This is a genomic window from Serratia sp. 4542 (genome assembly GCF_016805595.1).
In the GTDB taxonomy this organism is placed as follows: Bacteria; Pseudomonadota; Gammaproteobacteria; order Enterobacterales; family Enterobacteriaceae; genus Serratia; species Serratia nevei.
This window is the reverse complement of sequence record NZ_RXKV01000002.1, coordinates 71,628-94,527: the sequence shown is the minus strand read 5'-3', so window position 1 is coordinate 94,527 and position 22,900 is coordinate 71,628. Positions and strand designations below refer to the sequence as shown.

Here is a 22,900-nt window from a genome sequence, read left to right as displayed (position 1 = left end):
TGATCCGGCAAGGACAAACAATAGATGCGATTGAGAGGAAATGCCATTGGCGAGGCCAAATACGCGGGGACGATCGCCCCCGGCGCGCTAAGCGATTAATTATTCGATCTCGAACCACTCGGTGTTCTGCAGGGCGATCGGGGTGATGGAGTAGATCATCTCCTGCAGGTGATCGTGGATGGCGCGCTCCGCCGCCTCGGCATCGCGCGCTTTCAGCGCCTCGTAGATGCGGTAGTGCTGCTTGATCAGGCTCTCCGGCGGCGAGACTTCGCTCAGGCTGAGGAAACGCACCCGATCCATGGTGGCCTTGATGGTTTCGATGGTCTCCCACGCCAGCGGGCAGTCGGCGAACTGGGTCAGCAGCTGGTGGAATTCATCGTCCAGCGCCAGAAACTCGCGCGTCTGCCCGTTCTGCGCCGCCAGCGCCTGACGGTGCAGGTTATGCTCCAGCGTCATCAGCTGCGCCGGGGTGGCGCGCTCCGCTGCGCGGCGCACGATGGCGCATTCCACCGCCTGACGAATAAAGCGCCCGTCGGCCACGCGCTTGGCGGAGATTTTCATCACGAAAGTGCCGCGCTGCGGCAGGATCTGCACCAGGCCGGCCTCCGCCAGCTTGATGAAGGCTTCGCGCACCGGCTGGCGCGAAACGCAAAAGCGGGTGGAAATCTCTTTCTCGGACAACAGGGTGCCGGGGGGGATGGTGCAGTCGACGATATCCTTGCGCAGGAAGCGATAGATCTGCTGGTTGACCGGGACGTTGTTGGTGAGACTGTACGTTTCAGACATGGCGACAATCAGGCATCTGGCTGGAATTCGAATGCCACCATACTAGCAGATTATTGGTTGAAGGCGGGGGGATAAATCCACCCGCCGGGTAGGGTAACTCAGTGATGCCAATCCTGATATTCCTGCTTGCGCCGCCCCGGCGCGGTTTCCGGCATCAGGCTCAGGCCGATGGCTGACACCACGCCCAGCACCATCATGTACCCCGCCAACCCGTAGTAGTGGCCGCCGGTCACCTGCAGGATCTTCACCGCCAGCAGCCCCAGAATGCCGCTGCCGATCAGCGATCCTATCTGCCAGATCAGCGCGATGCCGCTGCAGCGCACGCGGGTGGGGAACAGCTCCGGGAAGTAGGAGGCCTGTGGCGCGTAGCACATGCTGTGGCCGAAGGTCAGCACCACGATCATGGCGATCTGCGTCACCCAGAAACTATCGAGGTTGATCGCCATAAAGAACGGCACGATGCACACCACCTGCAGCAGCGCGCCGGCGATGTACACCGGTTTGCGCCCAACCCGATCGGAGAGGTGGCCCATCAGCGGAATGGCGAAAATCTCCAGCAGCACCGCCACGATCATCGCTTCCAGCAGAATGGTCTCGTTGAGGTGGTTGGCCTTGCCGTAGGCCAGCACGATCACCGTGAACATGGCGAAGGCGCAGGCTTCAATCAGCTTGGCGCACACCCCTTTGCCGATAAGGCCGGGGTAGCGGCGGGCCACTTCCACCACCGGCCGGCTCTCCACCGCCTTGGTGGCGCGGATCTGGGTAAACACCGGCGACTCGTCGATCTTCAGGCGAATAAACAGCCCGACGATCACCAGCAGCAGGCTGAGCAGGAACGGAATGCGCCAGCCCCAGTCCAGCATCTGCGCCGGCGACAGCACGGCGGTCAGCAGCGCGAACAGCCCAGACGGCAGTAGGAAACCGGCGGGCGCGCCGATCTGTACCCAGCTGGCGTAGAAGCCGCGCCGCGGCGGCGGCGCGTATTCGGCGGTCATCAGCACCGCGCCGGCCTGTTCGCCGCCGACGCCGAAGCCCTGCAGCACGCGGATAAAGATCAGCGCGAGCGGCGCCCAGATGCCGATCTGCTCATAGGTGGGCAGCAGGCCGATGCAGAAGGTGCCGAGGCCGACGATCAGGATGGTGATCACCAGCGCCTTCTTGCGGCCGACCTTGTCGCCGATGTGGCCGAACACGATGCCGCCCAGCGGGCGCGCCAGGAAACCGACCGCGTAGGTGGCGAAGGCCGCCAGCGTGCTGATCAGCGGATCGGCGCTGGGGAAAAACAGCTGGCCGAAGAACAGCACCGCGGCGGTGCCGTAAGCGAAGAAATCATAGTATTCGGCGGCGGTGCCGATGGCCGAAGCGCTGGCGACGCGCCGCAGCAGCGGTTGATTGCCGGTATTGACGGCGTTATGCGTGGTGACGGTCATCGGAAACCTCCCGGTCGGTAAGCGGCAGAGCGGCGACGGCGGCTTTGGCCCCCAGGCTCAGCAGTTGATGATAAGCGTGGCTGACGGCGCGGACGAAGCCAGGCGAGTCGGGCAGATCCTGGCCGAAGACGCTGTCGAGCTGCAGCAGCGCCAGGACGCGGGGCCGGCCTTCCTCACTGCCGGCGACCAACGCGGCGATGGGGTCGCGCAGCGGATCGCTGATGTCGATCGGCGTGCCTTGCTCATCGCGGCCGCCGACGTAGCGCATCCAGCCGGCGACGCCCAGCGCCAGGCAGTCGAAGCGGCTGCCGCGCGCCAGATGCCAGCGGATCGCGTCCAGCAGCCGCTGCGGCAGCTTTTGCGTGCCGTCCATGGCGATCTGTGCGGTGCGGTGCTTCAGCGCGCGGTTGCGGAAACGCCGCAGCAGCGAGTCGGCATACTGCGCCAAATCGATGTTCGGCACCTGCAGAGTTGGTGCCTGTTCCGCCAGCATCAGGTGACGGGCGGCGCGGACAAAATCCGCGTCCTGCATGCAGTCACCGACGTGCTGATAACCGGCCAGATAGCCGAGATAGGCGAGGAACGAATGGCTACCGTTCAGCATGCGCAGCTTCATCTCCTCAAACGGCAGCACGTCGCTCACCAGTTCGGCGCCGACCTTTTCCCAGGCCGGTCGCCCCTGGGGAAAGCGGTCCTCAATGACCCACTGGCTGAACGGCTCGCAGGCCACGCCGACCTCATCCTCGACGCCGCCCAGCCAGGCAAGCAGCTGCCCGCGGGCTTCCTGCGTCATCGCCGGCACGATGCGATCCACCATGGTGGAAGGGAAGGCGACCTCTTGACGCACCCAGTCGGCCAGCGCCGGATCCTGCCGCTGCGCCAGGTCGAGCAGCACCTGGCGCGTGACCCGGCCGTTGGCCGGCATATTGTCGCAGGACATCACGGCGAACGGTGGCAGCCCGCGTTCACGGCGCAGGCGCAGCGCCGCCAGCAGCAGCCCCGGCGCCGACTGTGGCTGTGCCGGATGGGCGATATCATGCGCGATTGCCGGGTGTTCCGCCATCAGCCGGCCGCTGGCAGGGTGGTGGCAATAGCCCTTTTCGCTGATGGTCAGCGAGACGATGGCGATCTCAGGCTGCGTCAGGGCCGCCAGCACCGCCGCCAGCCCGTCGGTTTGCAGGTGCAGCGCCTGGCGCACCACGCCGATGACCCGGCCCCGCCAGCCGTCGTCGTCCATCTCCGCCACCGAGAACAGCAGATCCTGTTGCCGTAGGTCGGCGATCTTTTGCCGGCCGTGCTGCATGCTGATTTCGCAGTAGCCCCAGTCGCTGCCGTGCTCGCTGGCCAGCCTGTCGGCGTACATCGCCTGGTGCGCGCGGTGAAACGCGCCGAAGCCGATATGCACCATGCGTGGTTTCACGCGCTCACGTGCGTAGCCGGGCCGAATAATGGCGGCCGGCAGAACGCGGTGGTCGGAAAGTCTCATGTTCAATGTCCCTGGAGAGGTAAGCAAAGGGGCGAAGCCGCCCCGCCTGGCGTTATGGTTTTAAGATTTGCACGCCCGCCGTTGCGCGCGGCGCCTTGATCACCAGCAGCACCAGCAGCGCGCCCAGCGCGGCGACGCCGCCCGCCAGCATAAAGGCGCTGTCGAATTTGCCGGTGTTCTGCACGATGTAGCCGGTGACGATCGGCCCGATGATGCCGGAGACGCTGCCGATCAAATGAATGAACCCGCTGGCGCCGCCGACCCGGGATTTATGCACCACGTCCTGGATGATCGCCCAGTAGAGGGCGCCGGTAATGTAGAGGAAGAAGATCGACACCGACATCAGCATCACCGCCGGCACCACGCTGCTGACGGTGCCTGCCAACGCCACGCACACCGCCGCCGCCAGCAGGCTGGTGACCAGCACGATTTTGCGCGACAGCAGCAATTTGCCGGTGATGTTGAAGATTTTGTCGGAAATATAGCCGCCGAGCGCCAGCCCGACGAAGCCGACGATCCACGGGATCATCGTGGTCAGGCTCATCTCCTTGATGTTCAGGTTGTGCGCCTGCACCAGATACGAGGGGAACCAGCTCAGGAAGAAGAACAGAATGTAGTTGTAGCAGAAGAAGGCGAAGGCGGTGACCAGAATGATCGGCTGCTTCAGGTAGTAACCCAGCCCGTGCGCTGCGTCACTCAGCGCGCTTTCCTCGCCGAGGTTTTCCTGTTTCAACCGCGCGATCAGCGCCCGTTCTTCGGCGCTGACGCGCTGGCTTTTCGCCGGGTTATCCGCCACCACGAAGAACCACACCAGCATCCAGACGATGCCGATGGCGCAGATGATCATAAACGCCGGTCGCCAGCCGAACGCCAGCGCCAGATAGCCGACGATCGGCCCGGCCACCGCGCCGCCCAACGGCGAACCGGCGCTGAGCAAGCCCATGGCGGTCGCCGCCTGCTTCTTCGGGAACCAGCCGTTGATCATCTTGTTGGCCGAGGCGCAGATCGGCCCTTCGGCCATGCCGAACAGGACGCGCAGGATCAGCATCGAGTAAAAACCGGTGGCGATTGCCGTCATGCCGCAGAAGAGGGACCACAGGCCGACCGCCACGCCCAGCACCAGCGTCGGGCCGAAACGGTCGACCGCCAGCCCGCCGACGAAGTTGAAGATGGCATAGCCGAAGAAGAAGCTGCCGAAGATCAGGCCGAACTGTTCGGCGTTCAGCATCAGATCCTGTTCGATCATCGGCACGGTGATCGACAGCGCCACGCGATCGAGGTAGTTGATCATGTAGACCATGAACAGCAGGAACACGATGGTCCAACGCAGGTTTTTAAACATAAAGCACTCCACTGGGTGTCGTTTTAATCGTGATGCTTCGTTGTTTGCACGGGCGGCGGGGGCCGCCCAATGCCCCGATGCGGCCTTGGCGTTACTCGAACTGCAGCAGCACCTTGCAGCAGGTGCGCTGATCCCGCTCGAACATCAGCATCGCCCGTTCGACGTCGTCGGCGGGCACGCAGTGGGTGAGCAGCCGCTGCGGGTCTAGCTTGCCGTCCGCCATCCAGGCGATCACCTGCGGGAAGCGCGCGCTGTTCAGGCGCGAGGAGAAGATCGACAGCTCTTTGCTGGTGATGCTCTGCTGGGTCAGGGTGCAGGCGTCGCCGGAAAAGCCCATGATGCCGATGCGCGCCGCCGGTGAGGCCAGCGCGATCGCCTCCGGTAAAATAGAAGGGTGGCAGGCGGCATCGACGATCAGCATCGGCTGAATGCCGCGCTGCTGCAGCGCCTGCGGCAGTGCGGCCTCGGCGTTGTTGAACGTCTCGTCGGCGCCGTTGGCGCGCGCCATGTCCAGCCGCTCGGCGATGCGATCGACGACCCACACTTGCTTGACGCCGTACACGCCTTTCAGCGTCTGGATCACCGTGAGCCCCATCGGCCCGGCGCCGTAGATCAGCGCGATGTCGTCAGGGCGCGGTTGCAGGTGGGCGGTGATGTTGGCGGCGATGCTGAAGGGTTCGATCATCGCGGCGTGGCGATCGCTGATGGCGGGCGGAACCGGATAGGCGTTGCGCGCCGGTACGCAGGCGTAGTCGCTGAAGCCGCCGTCGCGGTGCACGCCGATCACCTGCAGCGAGGTGCAGACGTTGGGCCGGCCGACCGAACAGGGATAGCAGTGGCCGCAGCTCACCACCGGATCTACCGAGACGCGTTCGCCGAGGCGCGCCGGATCGACGCCTTCGCCCAGCGCATCGATCAGGCCGAAGAACTCGTGGCCGATCACCCGCGGATAGCGGGCGAACGGGTTATGGCCGTGATAGATATGGACGTCGGAGCCGCAGATGCCGGCGAATTTCACCTTGACCCGCACCTCGCCGGCCGCCGGCTGCGGCAGCGCGCGCGTCTGCAGCGCCAGGCGCCCGGGCTGTTCGATCACGACGCTGCGCATGGTGTTTACCAGTTCCATAAGGTGCCATCCTCCAGACGCGCGACCGGCAGGTAGGCCGGTTCATACGGGTAACGGGCCGCCAGCTTCTCATCGAACTCGATGCCGATGCCCGGCTTGTCGCCCGGATGCATATAGCCGTCGTCGAACGTCCAGCTGTGCGGGAACACCTCGAGCATCTGCTCGGAATAGCCCATGTATTCCTGCACGCCGAAATTCGGCACCCACAGATCGAAATGCAGCGCCGCCGCCATGCAGATCGGCGACAGATCGGAAGGGCCGTGGGAGCCGGTGCGCACCTGATACAGCGAGGCGAAGTCGGCGATGCGCCGCATGCCGGTAATGCCGCCCGCGTGCGTCAGGGTGGTACGGATGTAGTCGATCAGCTGCTCTTCAATCAGCTGTTTGCAGTCCCAGATGCTGTTGAACACCTCGCCGACGGCGATCGGCGTGACGGTATGCTGGCGAATCAGGCGGAAACAGGCCTGGTTTTCCGCCGGTGTCGGATCTTCCATCCAGAACAGGCGATACGGTTCGGCGCTTTTGCCGAAGCGCGCCGCTTCGATCGGCGTCAGGCGGTGGTGCATGTCGTGCAGCAGGTGCTCGTTGAAGCCGAACCTGTTGCGCACCGCGTCGAACAGTTTGGGGGTGAAATCGAGGTATTTTTCCGTCGACCACAGCTGCTCTTCCGGCCAGTCGCCCTTGGTAGCCGGCTCATAGGCCTGGCCTTTGCCTTTGGCCATGCCGTAAGTGGTTTTCATGCCCGGCACGCCGCATTGGACGCGGATCGCCTTGAAGCCTTGTTCTTTATGCTTGGCGTAGTCGTCGAGCACCTCGTCGATCGAGTGGCCGGTGGTGTGGCAATACACCATCACCCCCGAGCGCGACGCGCCGCCCAGCAACTGATACAGCGCCATGTTGGCGGCCTTGGCCTTGATGTCCCACAGCGCCATGTCGACGGCGGAAATGGCCGACATGGTCACCGGGCCGCGCCGCCAGTAAGCGCCTTTGTAGAAGAATTGCCAGAGGTCTTCGATCCGCTGCGCGTCGCGGCCGATCAGCTGCGGGCAGAGGTGATCTTTCAGGTAAGAGGCCACCGACAGTTCACGCCCGTTCAGCGTGGCGTCACCGAGGCCGACGATACCGTCATCGGTGGTGATCTTCAGCGTGACAAAGTTGCGCCCCGGGCAGGTGACGAACACCTCGGCGTTGACGATTTTCATAACCTTCACATCCTGTAGCTGCGGAGAGATAGCGCGAAAATACGCCATGAACTAACTACCATACAAGTATGAATTAATGAATTTGCCGGAGAGGATCACATTTGATCGTGAGCGGAAGCGGGTAAGCGGAGGGGGAAGAAGCGGGGCGCAGCGGCTGCGCCCGACAAGGTCAGCCCAGCAGGGCGCAGTTAGGCGGCAGGCGGCATTCGATGGCCTGCGGCAACACTTCGATGCGGAAATGACGGCCTTTGAGCGGCTCGCCGTCGAGGTTGAAAGTCATCTCATGCGGCGCGTCGATCTCGAGCCACGGCAGCGCTGCACTGAGGATGCTGTTGCTCTCTTCGTCGTTGAACAGGGCGGCGACCAGCGCCGGCAGCAGTTCATCGGCGATCAGCAGGCGCAGCTGCAGCAGGCCGTCGTTGATCAGCGCGCTGGGGCACAGCTCCTGGCCGCCGCCGGCCTGTTTGCCGTTGCCGATGCCGATCACCAGCGCCTCGCCGGCCCAGCGGAAGTCCGGCCCGCGAATTTCACAGCGGTCGGCCTGCAGCGTATCCATGCGCAGCAAGCCGTGCACGAAGTAGGACACGCCGCCCAATGCCGCCTTCAGCTTCTCCGGCGTTTCGGTGGTGATGCGGGTGCCGAAGCCGCCGGTGGCCATGTTGATGAAGTAGCGCTCGCCGTTGACCTTGGCCAGATCGATCGGCACCGAGCGGCCCTTGATCGCCAGCTGCAGCGCCTGTTCCGGCGACGGGGGAATATTGCAGGCCATGGCGAAATCGTTGGCGGTGCCGAGCGGCAGGATGCCCAGCACCGGCCGGTTGTGCGCCGGCAGTTGCACCAGCGCGGCCGCCACTTCGTTGATGGTGCCGTCACCGCCGCCGGCGACGACGGTGCCGACGCCGAGCTGTGCGGCTTCCGCGACGTAGCGCGCGGCGTCGCCGTGCTCCCAGGTCACGCGCACGTGCAGCGTGATGCGTTCTGCGCGCAGGCGTTTGACCGCCTGACGCAGCTCTTCGTTACCGGCGCCTTTGCCGTTGAGAATAAGCAGGGCGGGCGCATGTGAGTGTTGAGGCATTGCCGATCTCCTCCGGCGGAAAACCAAGAATGCCTCAAGATAAACCAGCTGCCGCCACCAGGCCATCAGAATATTCAGCTAATTCTGGTTATTCCCCGGCGTTCAGTGAATATGAAGCAAGGCGAATTTATCTGAATTTTACGCGGAAATAAGCCAGGTTTTAAAGACGAGAGGATTAATCGCTGTAGCGTTATTTATATATCGAAGCGGCGTGATTATTATTATTAAAACGGATAACGAGAATAAGTTATGGAAATAGGCGCAGCAAAAAAAATAGGCGAGCCCATAAAGAAAAAGCCAGCCCAAGGGAGATTGGGCCGGCTAAGGAGGTGGTTCCTAGTATTGCTATGCAAATATTTTCGTTGTTCGTTTTAAGCAGCGTGATAGTAACCAAGCTGCGCGCACATTGATGTGATCCAATTCTAATATTTGCTAAAAATCGCCGCCGAATGACGGCGATTCATTTTTATGCCCCGGCGCTATTTTCTTCCGCCAAATTGCGGATCAGCAACGCATAATTGAGATCGATATCCTGCGGGATCGGCAAATAAACGATATGGCCGTTGCCCGGCGCCACCTCAATCGGCTCGCCTTTCTTATTTTGCATGCTTTCGAGGGTGAAGACCACGTTGCCGCCCGGCGTCATCATCTCGACGCTGTCGCCGAGTGAGAACTTATTCTTCACGTCGACCTCCGCCCAGCCATCGCGGCGCACGCCGGTGAATTCGCCGACGAACTGCTGGCGCTCGGAGAGCGAGGAGCCGTAGTCGTAATTCTGCTGCGCTTCGTGCACGTGGCGGCGCAGGAAGCCTTCGGTGTAGCCGCGGTGCGCCAGGCCTTCCAGCGTGGTAAGCAGGGTCGGATCGAAGGGTTTGCCGGCGGCCGCGTCGTCGATGGCGCGGCGGTAGACCTGGGCGGTGCGGGCGCAGTAGTAGAAGGACTTGGTGCGGCCTTCGATCTTCAGCGAGTGCACGCCGAGCTGCGTCAGACGCTCCACGTGCTGGATGGCGCGCAGATCCTTGGAGTTCATGATATAGGTGCCGTGCTCGTCTTCGAAGGCGCTCATATATTCGCCTGGTTTTTGCGCTTCAGACAGCATGAACACCTTGTCGGTCGGCGCGCCGATGCCCAGCGTCGGCTCGACGGTTTGCACCGGGATCGGCTCGTGCAGGTGCACGATATTGCCGGTGTCGTCCTCTTTGCCTTCTTCAGCCTTATACTGCCAGCGGCAGGCGTTGGTGCAGGTGCCCTGGTTGGGATCGCGCTTGTTGATATAGCCGGACAGCAGGCAGCGGCCGGAGTAGGCCATGCACAGCGCGCCGTGGACGAAGATCTCCAGCTCCATGTCCGGCACTTCGGCGCGGATCTCGGCGATCTCTTCCAGCGACAGCTCGCGCGAGAGGATCACGCGGGTCAGACCCATTTGCTTCCAGAACTTCACCGTCGCCCAGTTAACGGCGTTGGCCTGCACCGACAGGTGGATGTCCATCTGCGGGAAGGCTTCGCGCACCATCATGATAAGGCCGGGATCGGACATGATCAGCGCATCCGGGCCCATATCGATAACCGGCTTCAGATCGCGCAGGAAGGTTTTCAACTTGGCGTTGTGCGGGGCGATGTTCACCACCACGTAGAATTTTTTGCCCAGCGCATGGGCTTCATTGATGCCCTGCGCCAGATTCTCGTGGTTGAATTCGTTGTTGCGCACCCGCAGGCTGTAGCGCGGCTGGCCGGCGTAAACCGCATCGGCGCCATAGGCGAAGGCGTAACGCATGTTTTTCAGCGTTCCGGCCGGGGAGAGAAGTTCCGGTGTAAACATAGTGTGTCTCGGTCTGATTTCAGGTCAGTATACCTCTGTCTTTCGAACTGCAGCGTTGTTGGCTGCATTCGCTCACTCCAGTCACTTGGTTGAACAAGCTCCTGGAGACTCACGAACTTGCCGCCTAGCTGCCGTATGAAAGCCAGTGGGTATATCGCGCCCCAGATGGCGCAGTAAAAGCGGGGAATTGTAGCCGCAGCGCGGCAAGAAATCAGCAGTTAACCGGATTTATTCAAGGGAGATTGATCCCGGTCAAACGGAAAACGCGCGATGGCGGCCACCGCGCGGGCGACACGGGGGATCAGGCGCTCAAATCGCGGATATCGGTGGTCGGGCCGTTTTTCATCACCGACTGGATACCGTTTTTGGCTGCGCTTTCCGAGCTGTACATTTCGCTGACGCCGATCACCTGATGGTTCTTGGCCTTCAGCACAAAATAGGGCTGATTGCTGGTGCTGTGCTTCAGTTCAAACTGCGCTTCGTGCGGCGCATTGGTCTGCACCGAGGCGATGCCGTTCTCCGCCGACGCTTTGCTGGCGTACATCTCGCTGGCCAGAATGATCTCGCCGTTACTGGCTTTCAGGTTGAAGTGGTACTGTCCGTTCTTTGCTTTTTTCAGCTCGTAATGACCGATTGCCATGGTTCTTCTCCTGTAGGTTCCGATTCGTGATGTAAGTGTAGCCAATCGCTTGAAAATCGGCGGCTAAACCTCACAGCAGCTTAGTCTAAAAAATGCGCAGTTTTCTTGCGCCGGCGCGGAGTTTTCATCCGAGAATCCCGGCGCCGCACGGGAAGCTAAGGGAAGGCGTGGTGATTGCGCAGTGCGCCGCATAATGACAATTACGTGGTTTCATCGAGCAGCATTGCGCGTTACCGTTTGCCCGCTACGTAAAGGTGAGTGAAAAGTGAGCGATACATCTTGGCATCGACACGCTACAGGCATATGCTTTGGCCTATGCCTGCTGTGGAGGTGTCGAGATGGAAAGAATCGCAAAGCTGTTTAAAAACGGCAGAAATCAGGCGGTGAGGTTACCGGTGGAATTTGAATTTGATACGGATCGTGTCTATATCCGTCGCGATCGGGAGGGCAACGTGATTTTATCCAAATATCCGGCAAAGCCGGACAGCTGGGCTCCGCTGCTGAGCATTATCGCCCAAACGCCGGTGCCGCAAGAGTTTCTTGGCGCGGAAGATCGTCAGCAAGGGGTTGCAGACCGCGATCCATTCTCAGAGGAAGAGTAGGCGATGTACATGTTTGATACCAACACCGTCAGCCACCTGTTTCGGCAGCATCCGCAGGTGCTTAACGTCATGGAAAAGCTCCCGCCTTCTGCCGTATGTATTTCCAGCGTCACGGAAGCGGAACTGCTTTACGGTGTGGCTAAACGGCGGAACAAGGCGTTGCAAAGCATGGTCGAGGCCTTTCTTGCCGCGGTGACGGTCTATGCATGGGATAGCGAGGCCGCCCGCTGCTACGGTGAAATGCGCGCGAACATGGAGAGAAAGGGCAAAATCATGGGCGCGCTGGATCAACTGATCGCCGCTCACGCGCAGAGCCGTGGCGCGACGCTGGTGACCAACGATCGCGCATTTGCCATGGTGCCCGGGTTGGCGGTTGAAGACTGGACGCGCTGATCCCCTAAACCCCATTCACCAGCCGGCAGGGCTCGGCTTCCCAGCGGTAGCCCACGCCGTATACCGAGCGAATAAAGGATTTTTCCCCGTCGATCAGTTCCAGCTTGCGGCGCAGGTTTTTGATGTGGCTGTCGATGGTGCGATCGGTGACCACCCGATAGTCGTCATACAGGTTGTTCAGCAGCTGCTCGCGTGAAAACACGTTGCCCGGCTGGCTGGCCAGCGTTTTCAGCAGACGGAATTCCGCCGGCGTCAGATCCAGCAACTGCCCCTGATAGCTGGCCTGGAAACGCGGCTCATCGATGTGCAGCAGGTCATCTTCCCGCGCGCTCTCCTGCGGCCGATAGCTGCGGCGCAGAATGGTTTTCACCCGCGCCACCACTTCGCGCGGGCTGTAGGGTTTGCAGATGTAATCGTCGGCGCCGATCTCCAGCCCCAGCAGGCGATCGATCTCTTCGATTTTCGCCGTCACCATCACGATAGGCACGTCGCTGAAGCGGCGCAGCTCGCGGCACACCGTCAGGCCGTCGGCACCCGGCAACATCAGGTCGAGCAAAATCAGCGCCGGCGGATGCTGGTGCACGGTCGGCACCACCTCGTTGCCGTTGGTCAGCCAGCGGGTGGCGTAACCCGCCGCCTGCAGATAGTCCACCAGCAGCTGGCCCAGCTTGGGCTCATCTTCAACAATCATGATCTGCACAGAGTGATTCTGAATGTCCATCAGGGCGCCTTATTTTTTATCGGGGTAGCAAATTCTACTGTAATGCGCACGCCGCCTAAAGGCGAATGCTCGGCGCGGATTTTCCCGTCGTGGGCTTCCACGATGTTGTGGCAGATCGCCAGCCCCAGCCCGGAACCGCCGCTGGCGCGGTTGCGTGAACCTTCCGCCCGGTAGAAACGTTCGAAAATGCGCGTCAGCTGCTGATCGCTGATGCCCGGCGCGCTGTCCTGCCAGTAGAGGAACAGCCGCCCTGGCTGCAGCTCGGCGCTGATTTCCAGCCGGCCGCCGGCGTCGGTGTAGCGCAGGCTGTTTTCCAGCAGGTTATTGAACAGCTGGTTCAAACGGTCGGGATCGCCGAACAGCGGCGCCTGGGCCGGCAGATGCGTAACGATCTCCAGCCCTTTGGCGCGGAAGCGTTCGCGAAAGGCGGCGACGGCGATCTGCAGCAGGTGCACGCAGTCCACCGACGATTTGCGATAGGCCAGCGCACCGAGATCGGAAAGCGACAGCTGGTGCAGATCGTCGACCAGTTTAGTCAGGGTAGACACCTCGGCCTGCAGAGAACTGAGCGACGCCGGCGTCGGCTGGCGCACGCCGTCCTGCAGCGCCTCCAGCTCGCCCCGCAGCACCGCCAGCGGCGTGCGCAGCTCGTGCGAGACGTCGGCCATAAAAGCGCGGCGCATCTGTTCGTTTTTCTCCAGCGAGGTGGCCAACTGGTTGAAGTCGTGCGCCAGCCGGCCCAGTTCATCCTGGCTGCTGACCGCCACGCGGGTGGTGAAATCGCCCGCCGCCAGGCGATGGGTGCCCGCCACCAGGCGCTTGACCGGGGCCAGCATGCCGCGCGACAGCAGCCAGGTCACCGCCGCCGCCAACAGGGTGGAGAGCGCGACGATAATCCAGCTGGTGCGCCGCTGCTGGCGATCGAAGTTGATGTCGGTGTTGCGCGTCAGGCGCTCGACCGGGGTGGTGATCACCCAGCCGACGATCTCGTTGTTGTAGCGGATCGGGTGGCGCGGGCCCTCTTTCGGGACCGGCCCGGAGTGGCCTACCAGGCGGTTGAACTGGCTGTCCACCACCCAAAACTGGGTGCGCCAGCCCTTGGGCGGCAGGTTGTGGCTGCTGTCGCTGTTCTGTTCGAACGAGCGCATGATCTGGTAGATCACCTGATCGTTGTTGCGCAGGAACACCCAGTTGCCGTGGTGGCTGTACTGTTCCTCCAGCGCTTCGCTCAGCATATTGATGCGCTGCTCGTTGCTGTGCTTGATGTAGTCGATAAAGCCGCGTTCAAAGCTGACGCGCACCCCCCAATGCATGGTGATCAGCACCAGCATGCAGGTGGCGAAAATGGCCAGGAACAGTTTCCCGGTAATGCCTATCTTCATTGCAACCTCGTTGAACCGGTACCCGGCTCTTTGGTCAGCGTGCGGTTGGGCGCGCTATCGGCCGGCACGCGCGCGAAGGCCAGTGCGGGCAGAGCGATAATCAACGCCATACAGCAGTAGCTGTAAATAAATGCGCTGTGGATGGCCGGGCTGTCGGCTACCACCTGGTGATGGGCGAAGCTGCCGATCAAGATGCCGGCAACGCTGACGCCAAGGCTCATCGACAGCTGCATGACCATCGACAACAGGCTATTGCCGCTGCTGGCCAGCCGATCCGGCAGGTCTTTCAGCGTCAGGGTGTTCATCGCCGAGAAGCGCAGCGAGTTGACCATCCCCTGGAAGAACAGCACCACCGGCAGCAGCCACAGCCAGCCGAGCATCGCCGCCAACAGGAAGCTCAGGCTGACCAGCGCCAGCAGCAGCGTGGCGGCCACCAGCACGTTGCGGTAGCCAAAGCGGTTGACCACCTGTACCACGATGCGTTTCATGCCCATGCTGCCGATGATCATCGGGATCATCATCAGCCCGGCGTGGAACGGCGTGAAACCCATGCCCACCTGCAGGAACAGCGGCGTCATGAACGGCAACATGCCGCTGCCGATGCGCCCCAGCAGGCTGGCCAGCAGCCCGATCTTGTAAGTCGGGGTGCGCAGCAGCCGCAGCGAGAACAGGGCGCGGCTATTGCCGTAGGCATGCCAAACATACCCCAACAGCGTCGCAACGCCCAGCGCCACCAAGCCGGCGATGGCGCTGCCGGAGAGCCCCATGCCCTTGTGGCCGTCGAGCGCCAGCGTCAGCGACGCCATGCCGATCGCCAGCAGGATAAAGCCGCTGAGGTCGAAGCGTCGGGTCTGCATTTGGTAGTTGGGCATCAGCAGCAGCGTGGCGATGGCGCCTACGATGCCCACCGGAATATTGATCAGGAAAATCCAGTGCCAGCTGGCGTATTGCACCAGAAAGCCGCCCAGCGCCGGCCCCATCAGCGGGCCGATCTGGCCCGGCAGCGTCACGAAGGTCATCGCCGCCATGTACTGCTCGCGCGGCACGATCTTCATCACCGTCAGGCGGCCGACCGGCACCATCATCGCGCCGCCGATGCCCTGAATCACGCGCGAGGCGATCAGTTCGTTCAGGGTTTCCGAGCGGGCGCAGAGAATGGAGCCGAGGGTGAACAGCACGATGGCGCTGAAAAACACCCGCTGTACGCCGACCTTGTCCGCCAGCCAGCCGCTGGCCGGCAGCGTTACCGCCACCGTCAGCACATAGGAGACGATCACTGACTGCATGCGCAGCGGGTTCTCCCCCAGACTGGCGGCCATCGAGGGCAGGGCGGTGTTGACGATAGTGGTATCCAGCGTCTGCATAAAGAAGCCGAATGCCACTATCCAGAGTTGCCAGCGTACCGTGGCGGCGTGTTTCATCAGCATCGGTCGGCCATTAGTGTGGCAGCGGGGCCAGTTGCTTACTGCGGCGGAACTTCGCCTGCAGTCGGTCGAAGTAAAGATAGACCACCGGCGTGGTGTACAGCGTCAGCAGCTGGCTCATCACCAGGCCGCCGGCGATGGTGATGCCGAGCGGCTGGCGCAGCTCGGCGCCATCGCCGCTGGCCAGCACCAGCGGCAGCGCGCCGAACAACGCCGCCAGCGTGGTCATCATGATCGGCCGGAAACGCAGCAGGCTGGCCTGGAAAATCGCCTCGCGGGCGCTGATGCCGCCGTTGCGCTGCGCCTCGAGCGCGAAGTCGACCATCATGATGGCGTTTTTCTTCACGATGCCGATCAGCAGCATGATGCCGATCAGCGCAATCAGGCTGAACGGCGCGCCGAACAGCTCGAGCGCCAGCAGCGCGCCCACGCCGGCGGAAGGCAGCGTAGAGAGGATGGTCAGCGGATGGATATAGCTCTCGTACAGCACGCCGAGCACGATGTACACCGTGGCGATCGCCGCCAGGATCAGGATCACCTGCGATTTCAGGGTGTCCTGAAACACCTGGGCGGTGCCGGCGAAGGCACCGCGCACCGTAGGCGGTACGCCGAGCTGGGTCATGGCGCGGGTGACGGCGTCGGTGGCGTCACCCAGGCTGGCCCCGAGCGGCAGGTTGAACGAGATGGTGGAGGCGGCGGACAGCCCCTGGTGGTTGACCGCCAGCGGCGTATTGGCCGGCTGCCAATGCGCGAAATAGGAGAGCGGTATCGCCTTGCCTTCGCTGTTGATGATGAACATTTTGTCCAGCGAACTCACGTCCTGGGTGTAAGGAGGCGCCACTTCCATCACCACCTTGTATTGGTTGAGCGGCTGATAGATGGTCGAGATCTGCCGTTGGCCGAAGGCGTTGTTCAACAGGTTGTTGGCGTCGGACACCGAGATGCCGAGGCGCGACATGGTGTCGCGATCGTAAATCAGATCCATCTCCGAGCCTTTATCCTGTTGATCCGAGTTGACGTCCGCCAGCTCCGGCAGGGCGGCCAGCGCGGTGCGGATTTTCGGCTCCCAGGTGCGCAGGGCGCTCAAATCGTCCGACAGCAGCGTGTACTGGTAGCTGGCGTTGGCCTGCCGGCCGCCGACGCGGATATCCTGCACCGCCATCAGGAACAGGCTGGCGCCGGGCTCTTTTGCCAGCTTGGTGCGCAGGCGGGCGATCACCTGCTGCGCGCTCTCTTTGCGTTCGGACAGCGGTTTAAGCGCGATGAACATCGAACCGCTGTTGGTGCGCGAACCGCCGGTAAAGCCGGTGACGTTATCCACCGCCGGATCGTCGCGCACGATGGTCATGAAATCCTGCAGTTTCTGGCGCATGGCCTGGAACGAAATGCTCTGATCGGCCTGAATCGACCCCATCAGACGGCCGGTATCCTGTTCCGGGAAGAAGGTTTTCGGGATGCTGATGTACAGCCAGACGTTCAGCGCCACCGTCGCCAGCAGGATCGCCAGCACCCAGCGGGCATGGTCGAGCACCCAGTGCAGCGAGCGGCCGTAGCCCTGCTGCAGTTTCATCAACAGCTTGCCGAAGCCGCGCACGCGCTGCTGCGCGCGTTCCGTTTGCGGGCGCAGCAGGTAGGCGCACATCATTGGCGTGAGCGTCAGCGAGATGATCAGCGACAGCCCGATAGACACCGACAGGGTAACGGCGAACTCGCGGAACAGGCGCCCCGGCAGCCCCTCCATCAGCAGCAGCGGAATGAATACCGCCACCAGCGACATGCTCATCGAGAGCACGGTAAAGCCGACCTCGCGTATCCCTTGCAGCGCCGCCTGCAGCGGCTTGATACCGGCTTCCACGTGGCGGGAAATGTTTTCCAGCACCACGATGGCGTCGTCCACCACGAAGCCGGTGGCGATGGTCAGCGCCATCAGCGACAGGTTGTTGAGGCTGAAACCGCACAGATACATGGCGGCGAAGGTGCCGATCAACGACACCGGCACCGCGACGGCGGGGATCAGTGTGGCGCGGCCGGAGCGCAGGAAGGCGAACACCACCAGGATCACCAGCGCGATGGCGATGACCAGCGATTGCTCCACTTCCGCCAGCGAGGCGCGAATGGTCGGCGAGCGATCCTGCGCGATGTTCAGCTTGATCGAGGCCGGAATGCTGGCCCGCAGATCGGGTAGCTCGGCGCGGATGCGATCGACGGTGGCGATGATGTTGGCGTCCGGCGAGCGGCTGACCACCAGCAGGATCGCCGGTTGGGCGTTGGTCATCCCGGCGTTGCGCACGTCCTGCACCGAGTCGATGACGTTGGCGACGTCGGTCAGCCGGACGGCGGAGCCGTTGTTGTAATGCACGATCAGCGGCTTGTAGCCCTCGGCCTTCTTGATCTGGTCGTTGCTCTGGATCTGCCAGCGCTTGTCCTGGCTTTCGGCCGAGCCGAGCGGCGTGCGCAGGTTGGCGTTGCTGATGGCCTGGCGCACGCTGTCCAGCGATACGCCCTGGTTAAACAGCGCGGAAGGGTTCAGCTCCACCCGCACCGCAGGCAGCGAGCTGCCGCCGACGGTGACGTCGCCGACGCCCTCGGTCTGGGCGATTTTCTGCGCCAGCTGGGTGGAGGCGAAGTCGTAAAGTTGCCCCTGGCTGTAGGTGTCGGAGGTGAGCGTCAGGATCATGATCGGCGCGTCCGACGGGTTCATCTGCCGATAGGTCGGGCGGCTCGGCATGCCGGAGGGCAGCAGGCTTTGCGCGGCGTTGATCGCCGCCTGCACGTCGCGCGCCGCGCCGTTGATGTCGCGGCTGAGATCGAACTGCAGGATCACGCGGGTGCTGCCGAGCGAGCTCATCGAAGTCATTTCGTTAACCCCGGCGATGCGGCTGAGCGCGCGCTCCAGCGGGGTGGCGACCGAGGTCGCCATGGTTTCCGGATCGGCGCCCGGCAAGGTTGCGGTGACGGAGATCACCGGGTAGTCCACCTGCGGCAGCGGCGCGACGGGCAGCAGGCTGAAGCCCAGCGCGCCCGCCAGCGCGATCGCCAGCGTCAGCAGGGTGGTGGCCACCGGCCGGAAGATAAACAGCGAGAAGAATTTCACGGTGTCTCCCGCGCTTCTTCTTTGGCGTGGGTGTTGCGCGCCAGTTTATCGAACAGCAGGTAAATCACCGGGGTGGTGAACAGCGTCAGGATCTGGCTCATGATCAGGCCGCCGACCATGCAGATGCCGAGCGGCCGGCGCAGCTCCGCGCCGACGCCGGTGCTGAGCATCAGCGGCAGCGCGCCAAGCAGGGCGGCCAGCGTGGTCATCAGGATCGGCCTAAAACGCAGCAGGCAGGCCTGATAGATGGCGTCATAGGGCTTCATGCCCTGCTCGCGTTCGGCGGCCAGGGCGAAGTCGATCATCATGATGGCGTTTTTCTTCACGATGCCGATCAGCAGGATAATACCGATGATGGCGATCACGTCCAGCTCGCTGCCCGCCAGCATCAGCGCCAGCAGCGCGCCAACCCCGGCGGTCGGCAGGGTGGAGAGGATGGTGACCGGATGGATGAAGCTTTCATACAGCACGCCCAGCACGATATACATCGCCACCACCGCCGCCAGGATCAGCCACAGCGTGCTGCCGAGCGCCGCCTGGAAGGCCAGGGTCGCGCCCTGGAATTTGGTGGTGATGTCTTTCGGCATCGCCAGGGTCTTCTCGACCTGGGTAATGGCGTTGACCGCTTCTTCCAGCGAGTAGCCCTCCGCCACGTTGAAGGAGACGGTGGTCGCCGGGAACTGATCGAGGTGGTTGATCGCCAGCGGCCCGTTGCGCTGTTCAATTTTGGCGAGGGTATTCAGCGGCACCACGGCGCCGGTACTGCTGGTGAGGCGGATATCGTTCAGCGCCGCCAGCCCCGGCGTCGCCTGCACGTCATGCTCCAGCACCACGCGGTACTGGTTGGCCTGGGTGTAGATGGTGGAGATCAGGCGCTGGCCGAAGGCGTTGTACAGCGCGCTGTCCACGTCGCTCATCTGGATGCCGAGGCGCGACGCCGAGTCGCGATCGACGTTGATATAGGCCTCCAGCCCCTGATCCTGCCAGTCGCTGCTGACGTCCTGCAGCTCGGGCGTCTGCCGCAGTTCGTCGATCAGCTGCGGCACCCATTGGCTGAGCTGCTCGAGGGACATCGCCTGCAGGGTGAACTGATACTGCGTGCGGCTGACCTGGGTGTCGATGGTCAGATCTTGCACCGGTTGCAGATAGAGCTTCAGGCCGGGCAGCGCTGCCGCCTTCTCCTGCATCCGGTCGATGATGGTCTGCAGGCTGTCGCTGCGTTCGCTCAGCGGCTTCAGGTTGATCTGCAGCCGGCCGCTGTTGAGGGCGGCGTTGGTGCCGTCGACGCCGATAAACGAGGTCAGGCTCTCTACCGCCGGATCTTGCAGCACCTGCGCGGCGACCTGCTGTTGCAGCACCGCCATTTTGCTGAACGACACCGACTGCGGCGCTTCGAGCGTGCCCTGGATCAGGCCGTTGTCCTGAATCGGGAAGAAGCCTTTGGGGATGAACAGGTAGAGCAGCACGGTGACGGCCAGGGTGCTCAACGCCACGCACAGCGTCAGCCACTGGTGGGCGAGCACGACTTTCAGCCAGCGGCCGTAGCCGGCGATCACGCGTTCGAAGAAACGTTCCGAGGCAGCGGAGAAACGGTTCTGCTTGCGCAGCGACTCATGGCTCAACAGGCGGGCGCACATCATCGGCGTCAGCGTCAGCGACACCACGGCGGAGATCAGAATCGCCACCGCCAGCGTCACGGCGAACTCGCGGAACAGGCGGCCGACGATGTCGCCCATGAACAGCAGCGGGATCAGCACCGCCACCAGCGAGAAGGTCAGCGAGATGATGGTGAAGCCGATTTCGCCGGCCCCTTTCAGCGCGGCGTCGAGCGGTTTTTCGCCTTTCTCGATGTAGCGCGAGATGTTCTCGATCACCACGATGGCGTCGTCCACCACGAAGCCGGTGGCGATGGTCAGCGCCATCAGCGTCAGGTTGTTGATGGAGAAACCGAGGAAGTACATGGCGGCGAAGGTGCCGACCAGCGACAGCGGCACCGCCACGCTGGGGATAATGGTTGCCGGCACGTTGCGCAGGAACACGTAAATCACCATCACCACCAGCGCGATCGCCAGCAGCAGCTCGAACTGCACGTCGCTGACCGAGGCACGAATGGTGGTGGTGCGGTCGGTCAGCACTTTGACGTCGACCGACTTGGGCAGGCTTTTAATCAGCGTCGGCAGCATTTCGCGAATGCTGTCGGCGGTGGTGATGACGTTGACGCCGGGCTGGCGCTGAATGTTCAGCACGATCGCCGGCTGCTTGTTGGCCCAGGCCGCCAGCCGGGTGTTTTCCGCACCCTGTTCGACGGTGGCGATGTCCTGCAGGCGGATCGGCGCGCCGTTTTTGTAGGCGACGATCAGCCGCCGGTACTCATCGGCGGACTTCATCTGATCGTTGGCGGACAGGGTGACCGAGCGGGTCGGGCCGTCCAGGCTGCCTTTGGCGGAGTTGACGTTGGCGGCCGTGATGGCGGTGCGCACGGTTTCGCTGTCGAGCCCGTTGGCCGCCATGGCCGGCGCGTTGAGCTTCACGCGTACCGCCGGGCGCTGGCCGCCGGAAAGGGTGACCAGACCGACGCCGGTCACTTGGGAAATTTTTTGCGCCACGCGAGTTTCCACCATGTCTTCCACCTGCGTCATCGGCATGGCGGTGGAGGTGACGGCCAGCGTCAGGATCGGCGGATCGGCGGGGTTAACCTTGCTGTAGATTGGCGGGTAGGGCAGATCGGTCGGCAGCAGGTTGGTGGCGGAGTTGATCGCCGCCTGCACCTCCTGCTCGGCGATATCCAGCGACAGCGCCAGCTGGAACTGCAGGGTGATCACCGAGGCGCCGCCGGAGTTTTGCGACAGCATTTGCTTGAGGCCGGACATCTGGCCGAACTGGCGCTCCAGCGGTGCGGTGATGGCGGAGGTCACCACGTCCGGGCTGGCGCCGGGGTACAGCGTTACCACCTGAATGGTCGGGTAGTCCACTTCCGGCAGGGCGGAAACCGGCAGCGCGCGGTAGCCGATGATCCCCGCCAGCAGGATCGCCACCATCAGCAGCGTGGTAGCGACCGGGCGCAGAATAAACAGGCGGGACGGGCCGCCGCCGGGGTTCGGCGTCATCACCTGCATCAGGCTTTCTCCCGCTTGGCGTGCGGTGCGGCGTTGCCGCCGGCCGCTTTGGTTTGCGGCGTCACCACCTCAACCTTCATGCCCTCCGTCAGTTGGTCGATGCCGTCGGTCACCACGCGTTGCCCGGCGTTCAGGCCGCTGGCGATGACCACGTTCTGGCTGTCTTCAATGCCGACGGTGACCAGGCGTTTGCTGACTTTATTCTCATCGTCCATCGTCCAGACGAAGTTGCCTTCGTTGCCCATCTGCACGGCGGCGGTCGGCACCACGATGGCGTTTTGCAACGTGGCGACTTTCAGCCGCGCATTGACGAACTGATTGGGGAACAGCGCGTCGTCCTGGTTGGCGTACTGCGCCTTCAGCTTGATGGTGCCGGTGGTGGTGTCTATCTGGTTATCCAGGCTGAGCAGATTGCCCTGCGCCAGCAGGGTTTTGTTGGTGCGCCCCCAGGCTTCGACGCTGACCGGCCCGGCTTTCTGCGCCTTGACTATCTCGCTGATATTGCTTTCCGGTAAGGTGAACACCACGTCGATCGGATGCGTTTGCGTGATCACCACGATGGCGGTGGTGCCGCTGGTGATGTAGTTGCCCATGTCAACCTGCTTGAGGCCCACGCGGCCGGAGATCGGGGCAATGATCTTGCTGTAGGTCAGCTGCAGCTGAGCGCTGTCTACCGCGCCCTGATCGGCTTTGATTGACCCTTCGGTCTGCTGCACCAGCGAGGCCTGCGTGTCCAGTTCCTGCCGGGAAATCAGGTTGGTTTTCACCAGTTGCTGGTAGCGGGCCAGATCGCGCCGGGCGTTAACCAGGGTGGCCTGATCTTTCGCCAGTTGCCCCTGCGCCTGGGTCAGCTGCACCTGGAAGGGGCGCGGATCGATCTCCGCCAGCAGATCGCCGGCCTTCACCTGCTGCCCTTCGGTGAAATGCAACGTCATCAGCTGGCCGTCGACCCGGCTGGTGACGGTAACGGTATTGGCGGCGGTGACGGTGCCCAGCCCAATCAGATAGCTCGGCACGGATTGCTGCGTGGCGGTGGCCACCTGCACCGGCGACAGATTGCCGCGCCGTTTGCCGCCTGTCGCCCCCTTGGCACCGCCGGCAGGGCGGGCGGCCGCAGGCGTTTCGGCGGCCGGCGGCGCGGCGTTAAAGTGGCGCCAAACCAGCACGGCGACAATGGCCACGATGGCGACAACCAGCAGGCGCAGCATCAGGGAACGACGTTGGGGTTTTGCATTCATGGCGGCGACAGTTCTCTCCAGAGG

General features: G+C 62.9%; 17 protein-coding genes. 2 read left to right on the top strand and 15 right to left on the bottom strand.

Going from position 1 to position 22,900, the window contains the following annotated elements; genetic code table 11:
• Window positions 1-99: 99 nt before the first annotated feature.
• From EKL15_RS01510 to EKL15_RS01470, 9 genes are all read right to left on the bottom strand, one after another.
• Window positions 100-786, bottom strand: a complete 687-nt coding sequence (locus EKL15_RS01510) for a GntR family transcriptional regulator (RefSeq protein ID WP_025303872.1) — start codon at window positions 784-786, stop codon at window positions 100-102.
• A gap of 98 nt (window positions 787-884) precedes the next feature.
• Window positions 885-2,216, bottom strand: a complete 1,332-nt coding sequence (locus EKL15_RS01505; RefSeq protein ID WP_100396692.1) for an MFS transporter — start codon at window positions 2,214-2,216, stop codon at window positions 885-887.
• Window positions 2,197-3,702, bottom strand: a complete 1,506-nt coding sequence (locus tag EKL15_RS01500; RefSeq protein ID WP_100396693.1) for a mannitol dehydrogenase family protein — start codon at window positions 3,700-3,702, stop codon at window positions 2,197-2,199. The genes EKL15_RS01505 and EKL15_RS01500 overlap by 20 nt, the downstream gene beginning before the upstream one ends.
• 52 nt (window positions 3,703-3,754) lie before the next feature.
• Entirely contained in the window at window positions 3,755-5,044 is a 1,290-nt protein-coding gene (locus EKL15_RS01495) for an MFS transporter (protein WP_060424884.1), read from the bottom strand.
• 91 nt (window positions 5,045-5,135) lie between these two features.
• Window positions 5,136-6,152 (bottom strand): Zn-dependent oxidoreductase, encoded by a 1,017-nt coding sequence (locus EKL15_RS01490; protein ID WP_203088719.1) that lies wholly within the window; start codon window positions 6,150-6,152, stop codon window positions 5,136-5,138.
• A 5-nt stretch (window positions 6,153-6,157) separates the two neighbouring features.
• On the bottom strand, window positions 6,158-7,372 hold the full coding sequence (gene manD / locus EKL15_RS01485; protein ID WP_203088689.1) for a D-mannonate dehydratase ManD: 1,215 nt from the start codon (window positions 7,370-7,372) through the stop codon (window positions 6,158-6,160).
• Between the two features lie 169 nt (window positions 7,373-7,541).
• The gene (yegS, locus tag EKL15_RS01480; protein WP_060424880.1) at window positions 7,542-8,447 is read right to left on the bottom strand and encodes a lipid kinase YegS; all 906 of its coding nucleotides are present in this window, start codon (window positions 8,445-8,447) and stop codon (window positions 7,542-7,544) included.
• Between the two features lie 466 nt (window positions 8,448-8,913).
• The gene (yegQ, locus tag EKL15_RS01475; RefSeq protein WP_060424878.1) at window positions 8,914-10,266 is read right to left on the bottom strand and encodes a tRNA 5-hydroxyuridine modification protein YegQ; all 1,353 of its coding nucleotides are present in this window, start codon (window positions 10,264-10,266) and stop codon (window positions 8,914-8,916) included.
• 301 nt (window positions 10,267-10,567) lie between these two features.
• On the bottom strand, window positions 10,568-10,906 hold the full coding sequence (locus EKL15_RS01470) for a YegP family protein (RefSeq protein WP_038873760.1): 339 nt from the start codon (window positions 10,904-10,906) through the stop codon (window positions 10,568-10,570).
• Window positions 10,907-11,244: 338 nt separating this feature from the next.
• On the opposite strand from EKL15_RS01470, the gene EKL15_RS01465 reads away from it, so the two are divergent.
• Window positions 11,245-11,508, top strand: coding sequence for an antitoxin (locus tag EKL15_RS01465; RefSeq protein ID WP_004941563.1), 264 nt, complete (start codon window positions 11,245-11,247; stop codon window positions 11,506-11,508).
• Window positions 11,509-11,511: 3 nt separating this feature from the next.
• Complete coding sequence (locus EKL15_RS01460) at window positions 11,512-11,901, top strand: type II toxin-antitoxin system VapC family toxin (RefSeq protein ID WP_047730091.1); 390 nt, start codon at window positions 11,512-11,514, stop codon at window positions 11,899-11,901.
• Between the two features lie 4 nt (window positions 11,902-11,905).
• On the opposite strand, the gene baeR is transcribed toward EKL15_RS01460, so the two are convergent.
• From baeR to EKL15_RS01430, 6 genes are read right to left on the bottom strand one after another with little or no spacing between them, the layout of a single operon-like run.
• Window positions 11,906-12,622: a two-component system response regulator BaeR gene (baeR, locus tag EKL15_RS01455; protein WP_197848208.1), complete on the bottom strand. Its 717-nt coding sequence runs from the start codon at window positions 12,620-12,622 to the stop codon at window positions 11,906-11,908.
• Window positions 12,622-14,004 (bottom strand): two-component system sensor histidine kinase BaeS, encoded by a 1,383-nt coding sequence (gene baeS, locus EKL15_RS01450; protein WP_049202687.1) that lies wholly within the window; start codon window positions 14,002-14,004, stop codon window positions 12,622-12,624. The genes baeR and baeS overlap by 1 nt, the downstream gene beginning before the upstream one ends.
• On the bottom strand, window positions 14,001-15,431 hold the full coding sequence (locus tag EKL15_RS01445; protein WP_060424869.1) for an MFS transporter: 1,431 nt from the start codon (window positions 15,429-15,431) through the stop codon (window positions 14,001-14,003). Before EKL15_RS01445 ends, baeS begins: the two co-directional genes overlap by 4 nt.
• Before the next feature lie 10 nt (window positions 15,432-15,441).
• On the bottom strand, window positions 15,442-18,522 hold the full coding sequence (gene mdtC / locus EKL15_RS01440; protein ID WP_201966032.1) for a multidrug efflux RND transporter permease subunit MdtC: 3,081 nt from the start codon (window positions 18,520-18,522) through the stop codon (window positions 15,442-15,444).
• Entirely contained in the window at window positions 18,519-21,638 is a 3,120-nt protein-coding gene (locus EKL15_RS01435; protein WP_100396700.1) for an MdtB/MuxB family multidrug efflux RND transporter permease subunit, read from the bottom strand. Before EKL15_RS01435 ends, mdtC begins: the two co-directional genes overlap by 4 nt.
• Window positions 21,638-22,876, bottom strand: coding sequence for an MdtA/MuxA family multidrug efflux RND transporter periplasmic adaptor subunit (locus EKL15_RS01430; RefSeq protein WP_203088687.1), 1,239 nt, complete (start codon window positions 22,874-22,876; stop codon window positions 21,638-21,640). The genes EKL15_RS01435 and EKL15_RS01430 overlap by 1 nt, the downstream gene beginning before the upstream one ends.
• Window positions 22,877-22,900 lie beyond the last annotated feature (24 nt).

Excerpts from the sequence above, each read along its gene's own strand:
- EKL15_RS01510 (WP_025303872.1), bottom strand. The coding sequence starts at position 786 with ATGTCTGAAACGTACAGTCTCACCAACAACGTCCCGGTCAACCAGCAG.
- EKL15_RS01505 (WP_100396692.1), bottom strand. The coding sequence starts at position 2,216 with ATGACCGTCACCACGCATAACGCCGTCAATACCGGCAATCAACCGCTG.
- EKL15_RS01500 (WP_100396693.1), bottom strand. The coding sequence starts at position 3,702 with ATGAGACTTTCCGACCACCGCGTTCTGCCGGCCGCCATTATTCGGCCC.
- EKL15_RS01495 (WP_060424884.1), bottom strand. The coding sequence starts at position 5,044 with ATGTTTAAAAACCTGCGTTGGACCATCGTGTTCCTGCTGTTCATGGTC.
- EKL15_RS01490 (WP_203088719.1), bottom strand. The coding sequence starts at position 6,152 with ATGCGCAGCGTCGTGATCGAACAGCCCGGGCGCCTGGCGCTGCAGACG.
- manD (WP_203088689.1), bottom strand. The coding sequence starts at position 7,372 with ATGAAAATCGTCAACGCCGAGGTGTTCGTCACCTGCCCGGGGCGCAAC.
- yegS (WP_060424880.1), bottom strand. The coding sequence starts at position 8,447 with ATGCCTCAACACTCACATGCGCCCGCCCTGCTTATTCTCAACGGCAAA.
- yegQ (WP_060424878.1), bottom strand. The coding sequence starts at position 10,266 with ATGTTTACACCGGAACTTCTCTCCCCGGCCGGAACGCTGAAAAACATG.
- EKL15_RS01470 (WP_038873760.1), bottom strand. The coding sequence starts at position 10,906 with ATGGCAATCGGTCATTACGAGCTGAAAAAAGCAAAGAACGGACAGTAC.
- EKL15_RS01465 (WP_004941563.1), top strand. The coding sequence starts at position 11,245 with ATGGAAAGAATCGCAAAGCTGTTTAAAAACGGCAGAAATCAGGCGGTG.
- EKL15_RS01460 (WP_047730091.1), top strand. The coding sequence starts at position 11,512 with ATGTACATGTTTGATACCAACACCGTCAGCCACCTGTTTCGGCAGCAT.
- baeR (WP_197848208.1), bottom strand. The coding sequence starts at position 12,622 with ATGGACATTCAGAATCACTCTGTGCAGATCATGATTGTTGAAGATGAG.
- baeS (WP_049202687.1), bottom strand. The coding sequence starts at position 14,004 with ATGAAGATAGGCATTACCGGGAAACTGTTCCTGGCCATTTTCGCCACC.
- EKL15_RS01445 (WP_060424869.1), bottom strand. The coding sequence starts at position 15,431 with ATGCTGATGAAACACGCCGCCACGGTACGCTGGCAACTCTGGATAGTG.
- EKL15_RS01435 (WP_100396700.1), bottom strand. The coding sequence starts at position 21,638 with ATGCAGGTGATGACGCCGAACCCCGGCGGCGGCCCGTCCCGCCTGTTT.
- EKL15_RS01430 (WP_203088687.1), bottom strand. The coding sequence starts at position 22,876 with ATGAATGCAAAACCCCAACGTCGTTCCCTGATGCTGCGCCTGCTGGTT.